The 19149-nt window shown below is 35.1% G+C and carries 18 protein-coding genes; 4 read left to right on the forward strand and 14 right to left on the reverse strand.

What is annotated here, in order from left to right:
• Positions 1–114: 114 nt before the first annotated feature.
• Both kynU and FEZ18_RS11740 read right to left on the reverse strand, forming a co-directional pair.
• Positions 115–1389 carry a kynureninase gene (gene kynU / locus FEZ18_RS11735; protein ID WP_153268490.1) on the reverse strand — a complete coding sequence of 425 codons (1275 nt, stop codon included), beginning with the start codon at positions 1387–1389 and terminating at the stop codon, positions 115–117.
• A 281-nt stretch (positions 1390–1670) separates the two neighbouring features.
• Positions 1671–2318 carry a hypothetical protein gene (locus FEZ18_RS11740; RefSeq protein ID WP_153268491.1) on the reverse strand — a complete coding sequence of 216 codons (648 nt, stop codon included), beginning with the start codon at positions 2316–2318 and terminating at the stop codon, positions 1671–1673.
• Positions 2319–2352: 34 nt separating this feature from the next.
• On the opposite strand from FEZ18_RS11740, the gene FEZ18_RS11745 reads away from it, so the two are divergent.
• The gene (locus tag FEZ18_RS11745; RefSeq protein WP_153268492.1) at positions 2353–3153 is read left to right on the forward strand and encodes a class I SAM-dependent methyltransferase; all 801 of its coding nucleotides are present in this window, start codon (positions 2353–2355) and stop codon (positions 3151–3153) included.
• A 19-nt stretch (positions 3154–3172) separates the two neighbouring features.
• On the opposite strand, the gene FEZ18_RS11750 is transcribed toward FEZ18_RS11745, so the two are convergent.
• The 4 genes from FEZ18_RS11750 to FEZ18_RS11765 form a co-directional block, all read right to left on the reverse strand.
• A complete protein-coding gene (locus FEZ18_RS11750) occupies positions 3173–4537 on the reverse strand; it encodes an exonuclease domain-containing protein (protein ID WP_153268493.1) in 1365 nt (454 codons plus the stop codon).
• 109 nt (positions 4538–4646) lie between these two features.
• Positions 4647–5309, reverse strand: a complete 663-nt coding sequence (locus FEZ18_RS11755; protein WP_153268494.1) for a YggS family pyridoxal phosphate-dependent enzyme — start codon at positions 5307–5309, stop codon at positions 4647–4649.
• A 147-nt stretch (positions 5310–5456) separates the two neighbouring features.
• The gene (locus FEZ18_RS11760) at positions 5457–6347 is read right to left on the reverse strand and encodes a 3-hydroxyacyl-CoA dehydrogenase family protein (protein ID WP_153268495.1); all 891 of its coding nucleotides are present in this window, start codon (positions 6345–6347) and stop codon (positions 5457–5459) included.
• A gap of 93 nt (positions 6348–6440) precedes the next feature.
• Positions 6441–7400 (reverse strand): Gfo/Idh/MocA family protein, encoded by a 960-nt coding sequence (locus tag FEZ18_RS11765; protein ID WP_153268496.1) that lies wholly within the window; start codon positions 7398–7400, stop codon positions 6441–6443.
• Positions 7401–7555: 155 nt separating this feature from the next.
• On the opposite strand from FEZ18_RS11765, the gene FEZ18_RS11770 reads away from it, so the two are divergent.
• The gene (locus tag FEZ18_RS11770) at positions 7556–8197 is read left to right on the forward strand and encodes a protein-L-isoaspartate(D-aspartate) O-methyltransferase (protein WP_153268497.1); all 642 of its coding nucleotides are present in this window, start codon (positions 7556–7558) and stop codon (positions 8195–8197) included.
• Between the two features lie 553 nt (positions 8198–8750).
• Here FEZ18_RS11770 and FEZ18_RS11775 read toward each other — a convergent pair.
• The 3 genes from FEZ18_RS11775 to smpB form a co-directional block, all read right to left on the reverse strand.
• On the reverse strand, positions 8751–10592 hold the full coding sequence (locus FEZ18_RS11775; protein ID WP_153268498.1) for a Xaa-Pro dipeptidyl-peptidase: 1842 nt from the start codon (positions 10590–10592) through the stop codon (positions 8751–8753).
• Between the two features lie 3 nt (positions 10593–10595).
• A complete protein-coding gene (locus FEZ18_RS11780) occupies positions 10596–11132 on the reverse strand; it encodes a hypothetical protein (protein WP_153268499.1) in 537 nt (178 codons plus the stop codon).
• 104 nt (positions 11133–11236) lie between these two features.
• Complete coding sequence (smpB, locus tag FEZ18_RS11785; protein WP_153268500.1) at positions 11237–11695, reverse strand: SsrA-binding protein SmpB; 459 nt, start codon at positions 11693–11695, stop codon at positions 11237–11239.
• Between the two features lie 196 nt (positions 11696–11891).
• On the opposite strand from smpB, the gene lpdA reads away from it, so the two are divergent.
• Both lpdA and fabV read left to right on the forward strand, forming a co-directional pair.
• Entirely contained in the window at positions 11892–13292 is a 1401-nt protein-coding gene (gene lpdA / locus FEZ18_RS11790; protein WP_153268501.1) for a dihydrolipoyl dehydrogenase, read from the forward strand.
• Between the two features lie 10 nt (positions 13293–13302).
• Entirely contained in the window at positions 13303–14493 is a 1191-nt protein-coding gene (gene fabV, locus FEZ18_RS11795) for an enoyl-ACP reductase FabV (protein ID WP_153268502.1), read from the forward strand.
• A gap of 278 nt (positions 14494–14771) precedes the next feature.
• On the opposite strand, the gene FEZ18_RS11800 is transcribed toward fabV, so the two are convergent.
• From FEZ18_RS11800 to FEZ18_RS11820, 5 genes are all read right to left on the reverse strand, one after another.
• Positions 14772–15953, reverse strand: a complete 1182-nt coding sequence (locus tag FEZ18_RS11800) for a THUMP-like domain-containing protein (protein WP_153268503.1) — start codon at positions 15951–15953, stop codon at positions 14772–14774.
• A gap of 6 nt (positions 15954–15959) precedes the next feature.
• Positions 15960–17048 (reverse strand): AI-2E family transporter, encoded by a 1089-nt coding sequence (locus FEZ18_RS11805; RefSeq protein WP_153268504.1) that lies wholly within the window; start codon positions 17046–17048, stop codon positions 15960–15962.
• A 71-nt stretch (positions 17049–17119) separates the two neighbouring features.
• The gene (locus tag FEZ18_RS11810; RefSeq protein ID WP_317164439.1) at positions 17120–17566 is read right to left on the reverse strand and encodes a TrmH family RNA methyltransferase; all 447 of its coding nucleotides are present in this window, start codon (positions 17564–17566) and stop codon (positions 17120–17122) included.
• Positions 17567–17718: 152 nt separating this feature from the next.
• On the reverse strand, positions 17719–18363 hold the full coding sequence (locus tag FEZ18_RS11815; protein WP_153268506.1) for a DUF4159 domain-containing protein: 645 nt from the start codon (positions 18361–18363) through the stop codon (positions 17719–17721).
• A gap of 2 nt (positions 18364–18365) precedes the next feature.
• Positions 18366–19070: a 16S rRNA (uracil(1498)-N(3))-methyltransferase gene (locus FEZ18_RS11820; RefSeq protein ID WP_153268507.1), complete on the reverse strand. Its 705-nt coding sequence runs from the start codon at positions 19068–19070 to the stop codon at positions 18366–18368.
• Positions 19071–19149: the final 79 nt, after the last annotated feature.

Here is a 19149-nt window from a genome sequence, read left to right on the forward strand (position 1 = left end):
CATTTAGATTATTTTTCAAATTTAATTTTGTCATGTACTAAAGATTTTTTGTTTTGTTCAATTCTGCAAATTGATTTGCGACCAGACTTCTTTTAATTCGTTTTCTATCCAAAATTATTTTGAGCTTAAAATCTTCTTTAACTTTTCAACCAATCGATATACATCTTCAAACGAATTGTAAAGTGGTACAGGTGCACATCGAATAACATTAGGCGCTCTCCAATCGCTAACCACTCCGGCTTCGGTTAATTTATGGTGTAAATTTTTGTCACCGTTTTTTACTTGAATGGATAATTGGCAGCCGCGTTGTTCAGGCTTGCTGGGTGTTATTATTTTTATGGTGTCCGTCCCGAGTTGCTTTAAAAGAAACTCGAAATACCCCGTTAATTTTTTAGATTTTTCGGTTAGTTTTTTCATACCAACTTCTTCAAACATATCCAGTGAAGCTTTAATGGCTGCCATTGATAAAATTGGGGGATTGCTAAGTTGCCAACCTTCTGCTCCGGGAAGCACATCAAATTCATCGCGCATTTTAAAACGGGTTTTTTTATTGTGGCTCCACCAGCCGGTAAACCGGTTTAAATCTGTATTATAGGCATGACGCTCGTGTACAAAACATCCGGCTAAGCTTCCAGGGCCCGAGTTTAAGTATTTGTAGGTACACCAAACGGCAAAATCGGCTCCAGAATCATGTAAATCTAAGTTCACATTACCAGCGCCGTGGGCACAATCGAACCCGACTAAACAGCCGTATTTATGACCTAAAGTGGTGATTTGTTTTAAATTAAAAAATTGTCCTGTGTAGTAATTAACACCACCAATCATGATAAGCGCAATGTCGTTACCATGTGTTTTAAGAATGTTTTCTAAATCTTCGTAACGTAAAAGATCTTCATTTTTGCGGGGTTTCCAGAGAATTAAGCCGTCTTTATGGTCAAATCCGTGATGACGTAGTTGCGACTCTACCGCGTATTTATCAGAAGGAAAGGCGTCACTTTCAATAAGTATTTTATAACGGGTTTTTGTCGGTCTGTAAAAGGATACCATCATAAAATGAAGGTTAGCGGTTAAGGTATTCATTACCACTACTTCAATGGGTTTTGCGCCAACCACTTTGGCCATACTTTGGGTTAGCAGCGTATGGTAGTCTAACCATGGGTTTTTAGCTTCAAAATGGCCTTCAACTCCCAAATTAGCCCAATCTTCGAGTTCTTGATTTACATATTTTTTAGTCGTCTTTGGTTGTAAACCAAGCGAGTTACCCGTCATATATATGAGATCACTACCTTGTTTGTTTTTGGGAATATGAAACTGATTTCTGTAATGAGACAAGGCATCGTTTAAATCGAGTTGTTTAGCAAAATCAGGTCCTAGTTTATAATCGTACAAAGTGAAACGTTTTGGTTTATAACAAAAATAACAAGTATAAATTTAGCAATTAAAGCGCGAGTTTTATTAAAATATTGGTTTTATTTTAAAGAATTAGAAAAATTTGTGAGGTTAATTAATAATGAGCAATAAAAGTAAAGGTATAAAATGGAAAAGGGCTTCAACCATAGGATGAAGCCCTTTTCATTTATATAGACGCAAATCGCGGAAAAAACTATCTTTATTACATATACGTCCACAAAGGGGTTTTGGATGTTTTAACTGCCATTGCTTAAAAAATGCTATTCTAAAATTACCTGTATGTTAGTGAAATTGAGATTCCAATCTGAGTCTTGTTTTTTATGTTCTAAGGCAATTGTGATACCATTAAAATTTTGATGATTCTCGAAAGTATTAACTATTGATGGTTCTTTTTGGTTTTCTTTTCTGTAAATCCATTCTTTTATTAAATAAGCATCGTCAAAATAAATGTCGTAGGCATCGCCTGGGGTATAACCACCATCGTTTGGGTAGCTAAGCGTAATTTTATTCATTTCAATTTTACTTATCGGTGCCTTTTCCTTTAGGGGCTCAGAAATGCTTGTACCGCTATCCCAGACCAATTGAAAGGGTATAAGGAGCCAAAATTTATCGTTTATAAAAGCTTGATCTGCTTTAATACTTGTGCTGTCAACCGTGGCTTTGTTGTATGAAACCACTTCATCATTTGTAGTCATAACCACATCGCCAGTTTTAGGTTTCCAGCGCCATGCTCTTTTAAAATGACTATTACCTCGATCTACATTAAAAGTAAATTGAATTTCTGAGACATTTTTCCAATGTTCAAGACCATGTGCATTAGCTATCTTTTCGGCTATAGAAACTTCGGGTTCGGCTTTACAGCCCATAAAAAATATGGTTATACAGGTGAAGTAAATTAAGTTTTTCATAAATTTAGATTTTTTGTAAAGATATGATTTGAAGATGACATCAAATAACGATTATTTTAAAACCAATAAAGACACTTGGAACCAAAAGGTAAAAGTACATGCCAAAAGTGCGATGTATAATGTAGATGAATTTAAAAAGGGAAAATCGTCATTAATGCCTTATGAGCTCAATGCACTGGGTAGTGTAAACGGAAAATCATTATTGCATTTACAATGTCATTTTGGACAAGATACATTGAGTTGGTCTAGATTAGGAGCAATATGTACGGGTGTAGATTTGAGTGATGCTGGCATTAATATGGCGAAGCAATTAAATGATGAATTACAGCTTAATGCTGAGTTTTTTTGCTGTAATGTTTTAGATACTTCTAGTGTTGTTAAGGCTACTTTTGATATTGTTTTTACCAGCTATGGTGTTATTGGATGGTTACCCAATTTAAAACCTTGGGCAGCCATGATTGCAGAGCGTTTAAAAAAAGGCGGGACGTTTTACATGGTTGAATTTCATCCTATTGTTTGGATGTTTGATTATCTAGAAAGTCAACCCACCATAAAATATGGTTATATGCAAGACGAGGTGATTTATGAAGAATATGAAGGAACTTACGCCAACCAAGAGTCTAAAATGCTGAGTAAAGAATATAGTTGGAATCATGGTTTAGGCGAGGTGGTTACGGCCTTGACTGAAGCTGGTTTGCATATTGACTATTTAAAAGAGCAGCATGAAAGTCCTTATGATGTTTTACCTGATTTAACCAAAACGGAAACCGGTATGTATGTTACAAAAGAAAAGTTATATCCTTTAATTTTTGAGCTGAAGGCGCGTAAATTGTAAGGCGTATAAAGAGCAAAACTTAATTTAACCTAATAATTTTTAACCGTTTATTTTTTCTCAAGTAGCCTTGAATAATATGTTGAGTATCTCTATTGTTCTCCATTGGGGTAATAATAGATTCTAATACCTCAATATTATTTATTTGATAATTCAAATTAAAATAGCCATAGCCTTTAAATACCCCGTTTTCAATTAGTATGGCACTACGTTCGTCTATTGCTCTGCCTTTGTCCACAATAACCATATTCTTGTTTTTGTAGCTGTTTTTTTCAATTAAAGATTCTACACGTTGGTTGTAAATTTCTGGAGTTTCTTTATTTATACACGCCCCATTACAGGTTTTAATCTCGTAGCCAAAACAACTGGTCTTGGTTTTGTAGAGTCCTACTAGTTTTTGGCAGAGCTTGTAATCTTCAACCGCTTTTGTAATAAAAGCTTTTCCGCTTTCGCGGTTAGTAAACGTTGTGATTGGTTTTTTTCTACCATCGGCCACATCAATTTTTAAATTAATATAACCATTTTCATCTTTAAAATGATAGAGGGCATGAGTAAATACATGGCGTCTTAATGCTCTGTTATAAATGGGCTTATTGCTTTTAATTTCTGCGCTTTCTTTTAATAGGGCTACCAATTCACTTCCAGTGGCATCGTAAGTTACCGTGGCCACATGTTGTTGAATTTTTTTAGATTTCTGATTGGTGTTTGTGAAATGCTGATTGATTCGTTTTTTAATATTGTTACTTTTGCCAATGTATATAATTTCTCCATCGGCTTTATGCATATAATACACACCAGTTACAGATGGCATTTGCTCAATAATATCTAGAAGTCTTGGCTCTAGTTGAAACTTGGGATTTAAGCGGATAGATTGTTGAATAATATTTTTTGAGGTGTCTTTATCCAACAACATTTTAAACAATTTCACGGTTGCTAAAGCATCGCCCGAAGCCCGATGCCTATCGGTAACCGGAATGCCAAGTGAGCGCACCAACTTACCCAGACTGTACGAGGCTTGCCCCGGTATTAAATCTTTTGCCAATTCTACGGTGCAGAGGGTTTTACGCTCAAAATCGAAACCCAAGCGTCTAAATTCGGTTTTTAAAATTCTGTTGTCAAATTGAGCGTTATGGGCTACCAGAATGCAATCTTCGGTAATTTCTACAATGCGCTTAGCGACCTCATAAAACTTAGGTGCATTTCGTAGCATTTTGCTATTTATACCGGTAAGATTTACTACAAAAGGTTGTATTTCGCGTTCTGGGTTTATAAGACTTATAAATTGGTCTACAACTTGGTGACCATCGTATTTGTAAATGGCAATTTCTGTAATGCCTTCTTCATTATACTTGCCTCCAGTGGTTTCTATGTCTAATATTGCGTACAAAAAGTTAAGTTAAAAGTTAAAAACTAATAATTAAAAGTTATTTAAGTTTGAGTTTCATGGTATTGGTGGTAAATCGAAACTCATATTTGTTTCAATTCATGTTTAATTGTTAACTCCTAGCGCCAAATATACTGCTTCCAACGCGAATCATGTTGCTACCGCAATCAATAGCTAATTTATAATCACCACTCATGCCCATTGAAATAGTTTCTAGTTTGCAGTTTGTAGTTTCTATAGTTTTTAAATTATCGAAAGTATGTTTTAACGTCATGAATTCCTCTTTTACTTGATTCATATCATCGGTAAATGTAGACATCCCCATGAGGCCAACCACTTTGATGTGTTGTAATTCTGAAAATTCTTTCGATTGAATAATTCGAGAGGCTTCTTCTGGTGCCATTCCAAATTTAGAATCTTCTGATGCTATTTTTATTTGAAGTAAGCATTCAATAATTCTATCGTGGTTCTTAGCTTGTTTGTTTATTTCTTTTAATAATTTTAAATTATCTACCCCATGAATTAAACTAACAAACGAAGCCATGTATTTCACCTTATTACGCTGTACATGGCCAATCATGTGCCACGCGATATCTTTTGGCATGGCTTCAAATTTATCAACCATGTCTTGAATTTTGTTTTCTCCAAAAATGCGTTGTCCAGCGTGATAAGCCTCCATTAAATCGCTTACAGGTTTTGTTTTCGATACCGCCACCAATGTAACGTGTTCTGGTAATTGAGATTTTAGACTGTTAAGGTTTTTTGAAATGCTCATTGTTATTAAGATGTACTGTTTAATTGTTTTTTTATTCGTCTATATATAAAAGACTTAATAAAATATAATGTTGCCTCTAGCCTCTAGCCTCTAAACTCTAGTTTCCATTTTCTAGCTTTTCTAGCCGAATAGTTAGCCGTATCAAGCTTACTTTAAAAACTGCTTAGAAACCTTCTCGGCTTTTCTATTTTCAGAATAATCATAAAAACCTTCGCCAGATTTTATACCGAGTTTACCGGCTTGAACCATATTTACTAATAGAGGACAAGGGGCGTATTTAGGATTTTTAAACCCGTCGTACATCACATTTAAAATAGATAAGCAAACATCTAAACCTATAAAATCTGCGAGCTGTAAGGGCCCCATGGGATGTGCCATACCTAATTTCATTACGGTATCAATTTCTTCAACACCAGCTACGCCATTGTATAAGGCTTCAATCGATTCGTTTAGCATAGGCATTAAAATTCTATTGGCTACAAAACCAGGATAATCGTTTACTTCTACAGGAACTTTACCTAAGGTTTTAGAGAGTTCCATAATGGTATGTGTAACCTCGTTGCTTGTGTTGTAACCGCGAATTATTTCAACCAATTTCATGATGGGAACGGGATTCATAAAATGCATTCCAATAACCATTTCTGGTCGTTGGGTTACGGCTGCAATTTGAGTAATAGAAATTGAAGAGGTATTAGTAGCAAGAATGGTATGGCTTGGGCATGCTGCTTCTAATTGTTTAAATATATTTAGTTTTAAATCGATGTTTTCGGTAGCAGCTTCAACTACTAAATCTGCCAATTTAACGCCTTCAGCTATAGTGGTAAAGGTCGAGATATTGGCAAGCGTTTTGTTTTTATCAGTTTCATTTATTTTTTCTTTGGCAACCATTCGATCTAAATTCTTAGAAATGGTTTCCATGCCTTTTTTTAGCGAAACCTCACTAATATCGATAAGCTGAACTTTAAATCCGCTTTGTGCAAAGGTATGAGCAATGCCATTACCCATAGTTCCTGCTCCAATTACTGCGATGTTTTTCATATTAAGCTATTTTTTATTTCCGCGAAAGCGAAAATTTTTATGTTATTATCTTTTAAATTGTTCTGGATTACAATAGTACAACCTTAAACGTTTTTAAAATTGATTGATAATCATGGTTGCTACACGTAAAGCTTCAGTACCGTCGTGCAAAGTCACCACAGGTGTGGTGTTATTATTAATGGCATCGGCAAAAGATTCTAGCTCGTCTAAAATAGCATTATTATTGGCAACTTCTGGGTTATCAAAATAGATTTGCTTTTTTACACCTTCGGCATTTTGAAGAATCATATCGAAATCACCAGGATGCTCTGGGGCATCTTTCATTTTAACCACTTCGCATTTTTTTTCTAAAAAATCGACCGAGATATAGGCGTCTTTTTGAAAGAAGCGTGTTTTGCGCATATTTTTTAGTGATATTCTACTGGCTGTTAAATTGGCAACACAGCCATTTTCGAACTCAATACGGGCATTGGCAATATCTGGTGTTTCACTAATTACGGAAACCCCACTTGCAGAAATATTTTTTACTTTCGATTTTACGACGCTAAGAATAATATCAATATCATGAATCATTAAATCTAAGACTACAGGCACATCGGTTCCACGCGGATTAAATTCGGCCAATCTATGCGTTTCAATAAACATGGGCGATTTAATATCGTTTTTTACCGCTGTAAACGCAGGATTAAAGCGTTCTACATGACCTACTTGGCCGCGAAGGTTGTGCTCGGCTAATAATTCTCTAATATGTTCGGCCTCTTCAACCGTGTTGGTTATTGGTTTTTCAATAAAAATGTGTTTGCCTTTGGCAATGGCTTGCTTTGCACATTCATAATGCGATAATGTAGGGGTTACTATATCGACCATATCTACGGCTTCGATAAGGGCTTCAATAGTATCGAAAAATTTATAACCAAACTCTTCTTCAACTTTTTTACCATTCTCGGCATCTGCATCATAAAAACCAATAAGGTTGTATTTGTCAGACTGATTAAGAAGTCTTAAATGAATTTTGCCTAGATGTCCAGCACCTAGTACTCCAGCTTTTAACATACATATACGTTTTCAACAAAAATAATATATTTAACATTCGAAATAGATGATTTTTCTCTAATTTTTTGATTAATCGGTACTTAAAAGAAATTGTGTTTAAAATGACTTTTACTTAAAAATGTTTGTTAATTTTAGCCTTGAAAATAACCCAACCATTGAAAGATACATTTAAACACAAAGGCCTTCGCCAACAACTAGTTGAGTTGATAAAAAACAAAGGCATAACTAACGAAGCGGTTTTAAAAGCTATTGGTAATATACCAAGACACTTATTTATGGACTCTGGTTTTTTAGATCACGCGTACCAAGATAAGGCATTTCCTATTGCGGCAGATCAAACTATTTCGCAGCCATATACCGTAGCTTTTCAAACGGAACTATTAGACGTAAAAAAAGGTGATAAAATTTTAGAAATTGGCACAGGTAGCGGCTATCAAACTGCTGTTTTGTGCGAATTGGGTACTCATGTTTACAGCATTGAACGCCAACAAGAATTGTTTAAAAAAACCAGTAAATTTTTACCAAAATTGGGGTATCGCGCTAAAAAACTTATTTTTGGTGATGGTTATAAAGGTTTAGCAGAAGAAGCGCCTTTTGACGGTATTATTGTTACCGCTGGCGCACCATTTGTGCCAAAGCCATTACTGAGCCAGTTAAAAGTAGGCGGAAGGCTGGTTATTCCTGTGGGCGATGAGGTGCAAACCATGACGCTTTTTGTACGAAAAGGTCCAAAAGAATTTGAACAACACGAATTTGGTGACTTTAGATTTGTACCCTTATTGGAAGATAAGAACTAGTGGAGATTATTAGCTTCGTCTAGATTGTCATTTCGACCTTAGGATAAATCTCATAGTTTTACTAGGCTTTGTTATTGTTTGAGCAGGATTATGCTAAGTAGATTGCAAAAATTTTATACAAAAACCCAAACCACACATATTCATTGTTTTTCAGTTTGCATGTTATACAGACCTAACAGGTTTCGAAACCTGTTAGGTCTTGGTTAACCTGAAAATTACATGTAGGAAATTTTTTAAATTTAATTTTTGTCATGTGCTAAGATATTATTATTGGTCTCAATAGTGCCTCATTTCGATATGACAATTTGTAGAGGATGTCATTTCGAAGTTAGGAGAAATCTCATAATTTTATTTGGTTTCATTATTTTTTTAGTAGGATTGTGGGATGTCTCCATCGTGTCTCATTTCGACATGACAAATTTATTTTAATTTACAATTTCAAGAATAAACTAAATAAATAATTGATTTAGCATGGCTATAAAACTTAAAAAACTGTACCAAAAGCAATTAAATCTTGGTACAGTTTTTTAAGTTTTATGAAGAGCTGTTATGGCTATAGAGCTGCCTTGAGTTCTTCAATCCCACCAACTACAGGAAGCATCAACTGTGTGCTATCCAAATCAATAGTTAATTCGGTACCTGGTTTAGGGTGTAAGGTAAATTCTTTATCGCTAGAGAATATCATTAAACCAATTTGTTGTCCTGCTTTTATAATCTGGTCATCAGGTTCTAAATTAAATGTGATGTCGTAAAATTTGCCTGGTTTTAAAGGTTTGCTTTCGGTTAATGATTTATGGTTTTGGGGGTCTGCCCAACCACGAGTAATAATATTATCGGTTATTTTTGCTTTTCTGCTGTCATTCCACGGCAGTGAAACCAGCCAAACCGATAAATTTGCAGCAGGCTTACTACTCGCTAATTTTACTGTAATTTGGGGAATGCCCGAAATGTGAACATCTTGTGTTAGTTTAGGGGTTACATATAGTAAACGGTGGTCGGTAATTTCGGCTCGAGCCAAAGCTTCACCTGTAAACGAATAATTATCAACTAACGTTTCTTTACCTTGATTAGGGGTGTTTGTAAGGGTTAAACCACCCGTTTGTGGAGCACCAGAGGTTAAATATAAGGTTACATTTTTAGCATCGGGATTTGGGTAATCCTTATAAGGTGTTGGGGCATCTATTTCGTCTCCTTCACGAACAATCCAAGCTTTGTTGGTTTCGGCTTCTATATTGTTCTCAATGCCATGTAAGTACTGAGTAAACCATTTGTTCATCATACTAACAGGTGGTGGTCCACCATGACCAAATTGGTGGTAATATATCTGTGTAGTTAAACCCATTTCTTTCGCTTTCTTATAAATACGGTAGCTGTGTTCTGGCATAACATTCCAATCGTTAAAGGCGTGGGCCATGAGCATGGCGGCTTTCATGGGAGCCATTTGGTTTAGGTAATCACGTCCCGCCCAAAAGTCGTTATAATCGCCAGTAATTCTATCCATACCATTTTTCATTTCGGTATCTCTTACTTTAGCGTTGTTATGAGGGCGTTTAGACACGTCGCCACTATGAATGTAATCGTATAAAACATCAATGTCTTCTCCTAAATAACCTCCTGGAGAACGCACTAGACCGTTAGCACGGTAATAGTGATAATACGAGGTGTTTGGCGCTACAGGTATAATAACTTCTAAACCTTCTACACCAGTTGTCGCGGCTGCTAGGGGGATGGTGCCGTTATAAGATGTTCCAGTCATGCCTACTTTTCCCGTACTCCAATAGGCGTTAACCTCCTCATTGCCCTCAGGTTCGGTATAGCCCTTTGCACGCCCATTTAGCCAGTCGATTACTGCTTTTGGGGCTAGGGATTCATTGCTGCCACCAACAGTTGGTGAGCCTTGGGAAAACCCAGTGCCAGGAGACGATGAATGTACAACAATATAACCTCTGGGTACCCAAGTTTTAATTTGAGAATTCGATATTATTGGGCGTTCACCCCTTCGCGTTACCTCTGGATGTGTGCGTTCTGGGCCCATTGCGCCCAACTCATGCTTCACATTCCAAAACACGCCTTCCACATCTGGCGCAACACCAGCGTAATACGGACTAGACTCGTAGATAACCGGAAGTTTTAAACCTTCGGTATCGGTTTGATAGGGTCTTGTTACGCTCACATGCATGCGGTCTAATTTACCATCGCCATCGGTATCAAAAGAAGTTTCAACAAACAAATCGTGTCTTATCCATTTATCTGGCGTGTTAAAGGCTTCAACAATTTGTGCTTTACCATCTTTAAAAATAGGAGTTGCTTTTTCTTGAGCGACAGCATAAAAAGTTGTGATGATTGCAATAAAAACTGAAAGAATAACAGGTTTTAATTTAAAAGAATTTTTCATAAATTATTGTTTTGGAAGGTATTCGCTTGGTATAAGTTTGTTTCTGGTTTCTTGAGTCCAATACACATTAACAATCCACCAACGTTTACCGTCATTTAAAAGTTGAAAACTTATGATCCCACGTTTTTCTGGGGTTGTATCTGCGCTGGTTTTATAGGTTTCGTAAGTACTAAAAACTTGACTAATATTACTAAACGTATTTACCGCCCTGTTTATTTCTTTTTTAAAATAACCGTGGTCTACCAGCCATTTACCTGTTGTTTTTATATAATCATCTGGCGACAGGTAACCTACGGTGTAAAGACCTTTTTCATTTTTTATAGATGGAATTAATTTGGCATTGGTTTTAAACAAATATTTAAACAAGTCCCAATCTCTAGCTTCTCCTTTTTCACCAGAGATTACTTGGTAGTAGGTTTTAATAATGCTATCTATGGATAAAACATGACTCGTGTAATCTTTAGGTTCCTCCTTAGGTTCTTGTGCGTTTATTGAAAAGCTTAATAAACAGATAATTAGAGTTATAATGCTGTTTTTCATGTTAAAAATTTTAAAACACTAGTTGAGTGAGTAGTAAAAAGTTAAATTATACCATGGCTAATATCATGTGGCGTGTTATCTAGAAAACTATTAAAAATTCAAAATCAATTATAAGCTTTTTTAATGCGATCTAAATCACGCTTGTTATCACGGTCTTTAATGGTTTCGCGTTTATCGTAAAGTTTTTTACCTTTTGCTAAAGCAATAATGACTTTGGCGAACCCTTTTTCATTTATAAACAAGCGTAAAGGGATAATGGTAAGACCTTTATTTTGCACGTCTTTTTGAAGTTTTTTTAATTCCTTTTTATTTAAAAGTAATTTTCTTTCAGCCTTAGGCTTGTGATTGTAATAATTGCCAAACGCGTATTCTTCAATCGTAGCGTTAATTAAAAACAGTTCACCTTTATCGTTAAATTCACAAAAACTTTCAGCAATAGAGGCTTTACTATGTCTTATAGATTTTATTTCGGTACCCCTTAATACTATTCCAGCGGTGTATTTGTCTAGTATTTCGTATTGAAAGTGCGCCTTTTTATTCTGTATGTTTATTTTTTTCTGCATGGTTTACAAAGCTAAACGATTTTGCTTTAAAGTTAAAAGATTACGTCAAAATTAAATCTAAAAAGGCTATCAAAATTATAAAGAGTTAAGCCGTTTATTAAAAACAATAATTATTGTACTTTTGCCTTTTATTTTTGCTTGAGCATGTAAAGCGCATGTTGAAGTTTTTTTTTGATAACTTAAACCAACATAATATATGAATTCATACGATGTAGCCATTATTGGTTCTGGTCCTGGAGGGTATGTTGCAGCAATACGTTGTGCGCAGTTAGGCATGAAGACTGCTTTAATTGAGAAGTATCCAACACTTGGAGGTACCTGCTTAAATGTAGGCTGTATTCCAAGCAAAGCGCTTTTAGATTCATCGCATCACTACGAGCATGCGGTGAAAGATTTTGAAGCCCACGGTATTGAAATTCCTGGTGATGTTAAAGTGAATCTTGAAAAAATGATTGCTCGAAAGCAGGCCGTTGTCGATCAAACTACAGGTGGTATTGATTTTTTAATGAAGAAAAACAATATTGATGTTTATGAAGGTTTAGGAACTTTTAAAGATGCCACACATATTGTTATTAAAGGTGAAGAAACGACTGAAATTGAAGCCAAAAACACCATTATAGCAACAGGAAGTAAACCTGCAAATTTACCATTTATCAACATCGATAAAGAGCGTATCATAACATCAACCGAAGCTTTAAAGCTTAAAGAAATTCCAAAACACATGATTGTAATTGGCGGTGGTGTTATTGGTTTAGAACTTGGTCAAGTATACAAACGCTTAGGCGCAGAGGTAACGGTTTTAGAATATTTGGACAGAATTATACCGACAATGGATGCCGGCTTATCTAAAGAATTAAACAAAGTTTTAAAGAAACAAAAAATTAAAATCAATACGTCTCATCAAGTAAAATCTGTTGAGAGAAAGGGTGATGAGGTTATCGTTAAAGCAAATAATAAAAAGGGGGAAGAAGTTGAGTTTAAGGGTGATTATTGTTTGGTTTCTGTTGGGCGTCGTCCATACACCGATGGTTTAAATGCTGAAGCTGCAGGCGTTAAGTTAAATGCTAAAGGTCAAGTTGAAGTAAATGATTATTTACAAACTTCAGCATCAAATATTTATGCTATTGGCGATGTTGTAAAAGGTGCTATGTTAGCGCATAAAGCTGAAGAAGAAGGCGTGTTTGTGGCCGAAACCATTGCAGGACAAAAACCACATATCGATTATAATTTAATTCCTAACGTGGTTTACACCTGGCCAGAAGTGGCTGCTGTTGGTAAAACTGAAGAGCAATTAAAAGAAGCTGGAATAGACTATAAAACGGGACAATTTCCTATGCGTGCTTTAGGTAGAAGCAGAGCAAGTATGGATTTAGACGGATTTGTAAAAGTTTTAGCCGATAAAAAAACAGATGAAATTTTAGGCGTACACATGGTTGGTGCCCGTGCAGCAGATATGATTGCCGAGGCCGTTGTGGCCATGGAATTCCGTGCATCGGCAGAAGATGTGTCACGCATGTCTCATGCCCACCCTACATTTACTGAAGCGATTAAAGAAGCTGCCTTAGCGGCAACAGACGATAGAGCATTACATATTTAGAAACAATATTATGATAATTGAACCAAAAACTAGAGGTTTTATATGTTTAACCGCTCACCCAGAAGGTTGTAAGCAAAACGTATTAAATCAAATAGCGTACATTAAAGAAAGACCAGTTAAAAATGGTCCTAAAAAAGTTTTAGTCATAGGAGCATCCACTGGGTTTGGTTTGGCTTCTAGAATTACAAGCGCCTACGGATCTGAGGCTGCAACGATTGGGGTTTTCTTCGAAAAACCGCCTGCCGAAGGTCGACCAGCATCTGCGGGTTGGTACAATAGTGCCGCGTTCGAAGAGCAAGCACATAAGGATAATTTATATGCTAAAAGCATTAATGGCGATGCGTTTTCTCATGAAATAAAAGCACAAACTATTGATTTAATTAAGGAAGATTTAGGCGAAATTGATTTGCTAGTGTATAGTTTAGCCTCACCAGTGCGCACACATCCAGATACGGGAGAGCGCTTTAAATCGGTTTTAAAACCTATTGGAGAAACCTTTACAAATCGTACAGTAGATTTTCATACTGGCGAGGTTAAAGAGGTTTCAATAGAGCCTTGTAATGAAGAGGATATTAGAAATACCGTTAAAGTCATGGGTGGTGAAGATTGGCAAATGTGGGTTGATCAACTTAAAGCAGCTGGCGTTTTATCTAAAGATTTTAAAACGGTGGCTTATTCATACATCGGACCAGCATTAACCAAAGCGGTTTACAGAAACGGCACCATTGGTCGTGCTAAAGATCATTTAGAAGCTACCGCCTTTAAAATTACAGACGATTTAAAGGGTATTGGCGGTCAAGCATACGTCTCTGTTAATAAAGCCTTAGTAACACAAGCGAGTTCTGCCATTCCTGTAATCCCTTTATATATTTCTTTATTGTATAAGGTCATGAAAGAAGAGGGCGTTCACGAAGGATGTATCGAGCAAATAGAGCGTTTGTTTAACCATCGTTTATATGGTGGAGATTTAGCATTAGATGAGGCAGGTAGAATACGGGTTGACGATTGGGAAATGCGTGAGGATATTCAAGAAAAAGTACAAGAACTTTGGGCAAATGTAACGACTGAAACTCTACCAGAAATTGGCGATTTAGAAGGCTACAGAGCAGATTTCTTTAATTTGTTTGGATTTAAAGTGCCAGGTGTAGATTACGATAAAGACGTGAATGAAATGGTTGAAATACCTTGTTTGCAAGAGTAAGTTCAAAGGTTTTTTAAACTTAGCATAAAATAAAAACGAGGCACGCATTTAAGTGCCTCGTTTTTGGTTTTAAAACATTTTTGTTTCGTTTATATTAAAAGACAAATAAGAATGTCGTGGTCACTTAATCTTACTTCATGCGTTGCGAAGACCTCACAGATACTGTATTGAATCTTAAGAGATCTAACTTACAGTTGAAAACACCAGATTTCACTGCGAAAAATATTTTGTTGTTTTAAATCTTGCTATTAAACGGGGAGTTGTATTCTTTTAAGCTTTCAATTTGTTTTAGTACAAACAATTACAATCTTGTTATTTTCAACATCGGTGGTAAAAAACAAGTATAAATTCCCACCATCTTTAATATGGAGTTTTTTTCTAATATTTTGTACCGTTTCAGGGAAATTTCTGGTAGTAATATTGGCTTTTGTAATTCCTTCTTTTTTAAAGATTTTTTTATTGAAGGGTAATACGTTTTCAATTTTAAAGCCTCTGCCAGGAAACTCTAAAAGGGTTTCACTCGTGTATAAATGCGAGTGTTGATGCAGTTTAAAAACATGCAGTTTATTTGAAATGGTATCAAAGCCGCCAGCCTTTAAAATGGCACTATTGGGTTCGTACAAATAGGCGAGCGGTTTGTTGTAATTTGATTGAATACGGCTTTCTTCATCTATTAAAAAATCAAAATGAGTGCTTTTATCTTTTCTAATATTCACCGTTTTTATTGAAATATCTTCGGAAGAATCCCGTTTTAAAATCCACAGCAATTCTTTTACCTCGTTATTTACAGCCACCACATGAATGGTTTTTACCTGTTTTAACTCCTTAATACCTACCGTTAAATCTAGTAATGGCGAGGTTTTAATTAGTATATTCTCTGAATGTTTAAATAGCAAATCCAAATGCTCGGGAATATTAGGTAAACAGTCGTTTAAATAAAACACCTTGCCTTTGCTATCGTGACGCCTTGAAGGATCTACATAAATCCAATCATATAATCTGTTACTAGATTTTAAATATTCAATGCCATCGCTTTGTTGTGTCTTTATATTTTTAACCCCTAATTGCTCGTAATTATGAGCTACAATTTTAGAGAGTGTTGGGTTTATTTCACAGTGTTCAACGGCTTTAAAAAGTTTAGAAAAGTAGAAACAATCTACACCAAAACCGCCTGTTAAATCTATAATAGATGTGCCCTTAATTAAAGTAGATTTGTAATGCGCTGTAATTTCTGAAGAGGTTTGCTCGATATTTAATTTATTCGGGTAGTAAATATTTTTAGTATTAAACCAAGTAGGCAGTTTCTTTTGGCAACGCCGTTTGGCTTCAATTTGTTCAATGATTGCTTTGGTATCAACTAAAGCGAATGTGGTTCCTTTTAAAATGAGTTTAGAAACATTACTGTCTAAATTTTCATTTATAAAATTTTGAATTTCAGTATTTATAATAGAATGATTCAATAGAAATTATAAGCCTTTAGTAAGATTTTTAACTATTTTGTTTTCAGATAAAAAAGTCTTTAAAATTACTTTTAAAGCGGTATAAGCGGGAATTGCAATAATTAAACCCACAACTCCAAAAAGAATACCCGTTATTAGAATTACTAAAAATATTTCTAACGGATGCGATTTTACACTTTTAGAGAATATAATGGGTTGACTGGCAAAATTATCGACCAATTGACCGATTAAAAATACAATTAGTACCCAGAAAGCCTTAGGTAATGTAACCTCGCTAAAAGATTCTGTGAGGTTGCTTGTCATCGTTAAAGTTACCATTAAAACTCCACCAATTAAGGGCCCTACATAAGGCACTAAATTTAATAAGGCACATAAAAAGGCGATAACCACGGCATTTTCTACACCAATAATGAGTAGTCCAATAGTGTAAATGATGAATAGAATTAATATTTGAAAAATGAGTCCGACAAAATATCGCGACAGGAGGTTCTTTATTTTCATGGTAGATTGTTTCCAGCGCGACTCTTTGTTTTCTGGAATAAATGTAAGTATGCCATTTTCAAACAATTTACTGTCTTTTAAAAAGAAAAAAGAAATAAATAAAACAGAAAATAAACCAATACTAAAATTTCCTAATCCACTTACAACAACATTTAAAAAATTAGGTATTATTGAATAGTCAATTTGAGATAAGGGATTATAATTTTTGATAAATAGCTCTAAATCTATTCTGTTTAGCTGAAAATAAGAGGTTATTTGGGTGTATAAAGTTTCAATTTTAGTTTTTAGTAATTCTATATCTAAAAGCGATAAATTTTGTCCTTGCTTAATAATTAAAGGTACAAATAAGCTTGCCAGTCCTAAAAACAATCCAATTAAAACAACCATTGTTACTATAACAGCCAGAGTGTTTTTAAATTTTAGCTTGTGTTGTAAAAAAAGCACAATGGGTCTGCCAATTAACGAGATTACGGCGGCAATTGCGATATAAACGATTACAGATTGTATTTGATACAAAAAATACAATAGCAACGCAATACCCACTACAATAGCTATTGCTTTTAAGATACCATGTGATATGGAGTTGGAAGTCATGTTGTAAATATAGTATTATTTGTTGTTTTAGCTTGTGGGTACTTTTAAATTTTTAGATGAATTTAAAGTATTTAACCAATCTGCTTGGTCATTTCGTAAAGTACAATATTGGTGGCTTGTACCACGTTCATACTGCTATTTTGTCCAAACATATCAATATGAATTGTGGCATCCGATTGTTTTAAAATAGCATCAGATACGCCAAAATTCTCGTCGCCAATAACTAAAGCGATTGGTTGTTCTTTTGAAAATTTAAATTTGTGAACGGGGGTACTCGTTTGAGTTATTTCTAAAGCAATAATTTGATAGTTTTCGTTTTTTAAGTCTTCAACAATTTTTAAAGCCGACTCCGCAAGCTCAAAATTCACTGCCTTTTCGGTAGATCTTGAGGTTTTTTTCATTTTACGACCCATAGGGATATGCTCACCACAAAGTATGAGCTTTTCAACACCAAAAGCATCGGCTATTCTAAATAAACTCCCAATGTTTGGTGCGTTGGAAACATTATTACTAACCAAAATGATTGGGAATTTTTTTGGCGTGAAACTGGAGTTGTAATGATTGAGTTGCAAGTTTTGTTGATTTTTTTTTAGTATTCAGATAAAAATATCATATTTAATATTTAGGAGCTGTATTGCTTTGGGTCTTTCCTATTTTGAGAGAAAAAACATTAATTCTCAAAAGCATACTTAACAATATTGGCACCCATTTTCAGTGCCTTTTCTCTTACTTCGGCAGAGTTGTTGTGTATTTGGGCATCTTCCCAACCGTCGCCTAAATCACTTTCATAGGTAAACAGTACAACCAGCCTAGCCTTATGAAAAAGGCCGAAGGCTTGCGGACGCTTACCATCATGTTCATGAATTTTAGGTAAGCCCTTCGGGAATTTATAGGCAGTATTAAATAGGGTATGTGTTACGGGTAACTCCACTAAATCTTGATTGGGGAACACTTTTTTTAATTCTTTGGTAATATAAGGTTGCATGCCATAATTATCGTCAATATGTAAAAAACCTCCAGAAATAAGGTAATTACGTAAATTTTCGACATCAGTTTCGCTAAAAAATACATGTCCATGTCCTGTCATGTGCAGTAACGGATATTGAAAAATATCTGTGCTACCCACCTCTACAGTCTCTGGTTTCTTATTAATTTTAGTGTTTATGTTGGCATTACAAAAAGCAATTAAATTTGGTAATGCCGTTGGGTTGCTATACCAATCGCCACCACCTTTGTATTTTAAAATAGCTAAATCTTGAGCATTTAAAATAAAAAGTGAAAAAGTAAAAACTGAAAATAATAGCGCTTTTTTCATAGTTATTCATTTATAAAGGCAACGGCGTGGCAGGAAACAATCGCTGCGGTTTCGGTGCGTAATCTAGTGTCTCCCAAAGTTACTGGAATAAAATTATGAGCACGTGCGATTTCTATTTCTTTAACAGAAAAATCACCTTCTGGTCCTATTAAAATGGTAATGTCTGTATTTGGTTTTAATTCCTGTTTTAGTGATTTTCTATCGTTTTCTTCGCAATGCGCAATAAATAAATCGGATTTAAAATCTTGTTTTATAAAATCTTTAAAGGCGATAGCCTCATTTAGTTGGGGTAAATAACAACTTAAAGATTGTTTCATGGCCGCTTGTAAAACTTTTTGATAGCGTTCTGGTTTTATCACTTTTCGTTCGCTGTGTTTGCAAATAATAGGGGTAATACTATCGATACCTATTTCTGTAGCTTTTTCTAGAAACCACTCGTAGCGGTCGTTCATTTTTGTAGGGGCAACCGCTAAATGTAAGTGGTAATGTCTCTTTTTTTGTTTAGTTTTAGCAGTTACTGTAGCGTGACATTTATTTGTATTGGCGATGGTAATTTCAGCATTAAAGAGCCAGCCGTTGCCATTTGTAATATGTAAAACATCAGCAACATTTTTACGTAGCACTTTTACAATATGTTTGCTTTCCTCTCTGCTAAACGTAAATTCTGTGGTATGTTCTGTAAGGTCTGGATTATAAAAAAGTTGCATGAGGCTAATATTTTAATGAATTATGACTATCGATTTATAATTGGGTGTTTATTAAAAGAATTTACATTCAGTACAGGTC

Source organism: Oceanihabitans sp. IOP_32 (assembly GCF_009498295.1).
GTDB classification, from domain to species: Bacteria; Bacteroidota; Bacteroidia; order Flavobacteriales; family Flavobacteriaceae; genus Wocania; species Wocania indica.

Coding starts and splice junctions, on each gene's coding strand:
- FEZ18_RS11740 (WP_153268491.1), bottom strand. CDS start 2,318: ATGAAAAACTTAATTTACTTCACCTGTATAACCATATTTTTTATGGGC.
- FEZ18_RS11745 (WP_153268492.1), top strand. CDS start 2,353: ATGACATCAAATAACGATTATTTTAAAACCAATAAAGACACTTGGAAC.
- FEZ18_RS11755 (WP_153268494.1), bottom strand. CDS start 5,309: ATGAGCATTTCAAAAAACCTTAACAGTCTAAAATCTCAATTACCAGAA.
- FEZ18_RS11760 (WP_153268495.1), bottom strand. CDS start 6,347: ATGAAAAACATCGCAGTAATTGGAGCAGGAACTATGGGTAATGGCATT.
- FEZ18_RS11765 (WP_153268496.1), bottom strand. CDS start 7,400: ATGTTAAAAGCTGGAGTACTAGGTGCTGGACATCTAGGCAAAATTCAT.
- FEZ18_RS11775 (WP_153268498.1), bottom strand. CDS start 10,592: ATGAAAAATTCTTTTAAATTAAAACCTGTTATTCTTTCAGTTTTTATT.
- FEZ18_RS11780 (WP_153268499.1), bottom strand. CDS start 11,132: ATGAAAAACAGCATTATAACTCTAATTATCTGTTTATTAAGCTTTTCA.
- smpB (WP_153268500.1), bottom strand. CDS start 11,695: ATGCAGAAAAAAATAAACATACAGAATAAAAAGGCGCACTTTCAATAC.
- lpdA (WP_153268501.1), top strand. CDS start 11,892: ATGAATTCATACGATGTAGCCATTATTGGTTCTGGTCCTGGAGGGTAT.
- fabV (WP_153268502.1), top strand. CDS start 13,303: ATGATAATTGAACCAAAAACTAGAGGTTTTATATGTTTAACCGCTCAC.
- FEZ18_RS11805 (WP_153268504.1), bottom strand. CDS start 17,048: ATGACTTCCAACTCCATATCACATGGTATCTTAAAAGCAATAGCTATT.
- FEZ18_RS11815 (WP_153268506.1), bottom strand. CDS start 18,363: ATGAAAAAAGCGCTATTATTTTCAGTTTTTACTTTTTCACTTTTTATT.
- FEZ18_RS11820 (WP_153268507.1), bottom strand. CDS start 19,070: ATGCAACTTTTTTATAATCCAGACCTTACAGAACATACCACAGAATTT.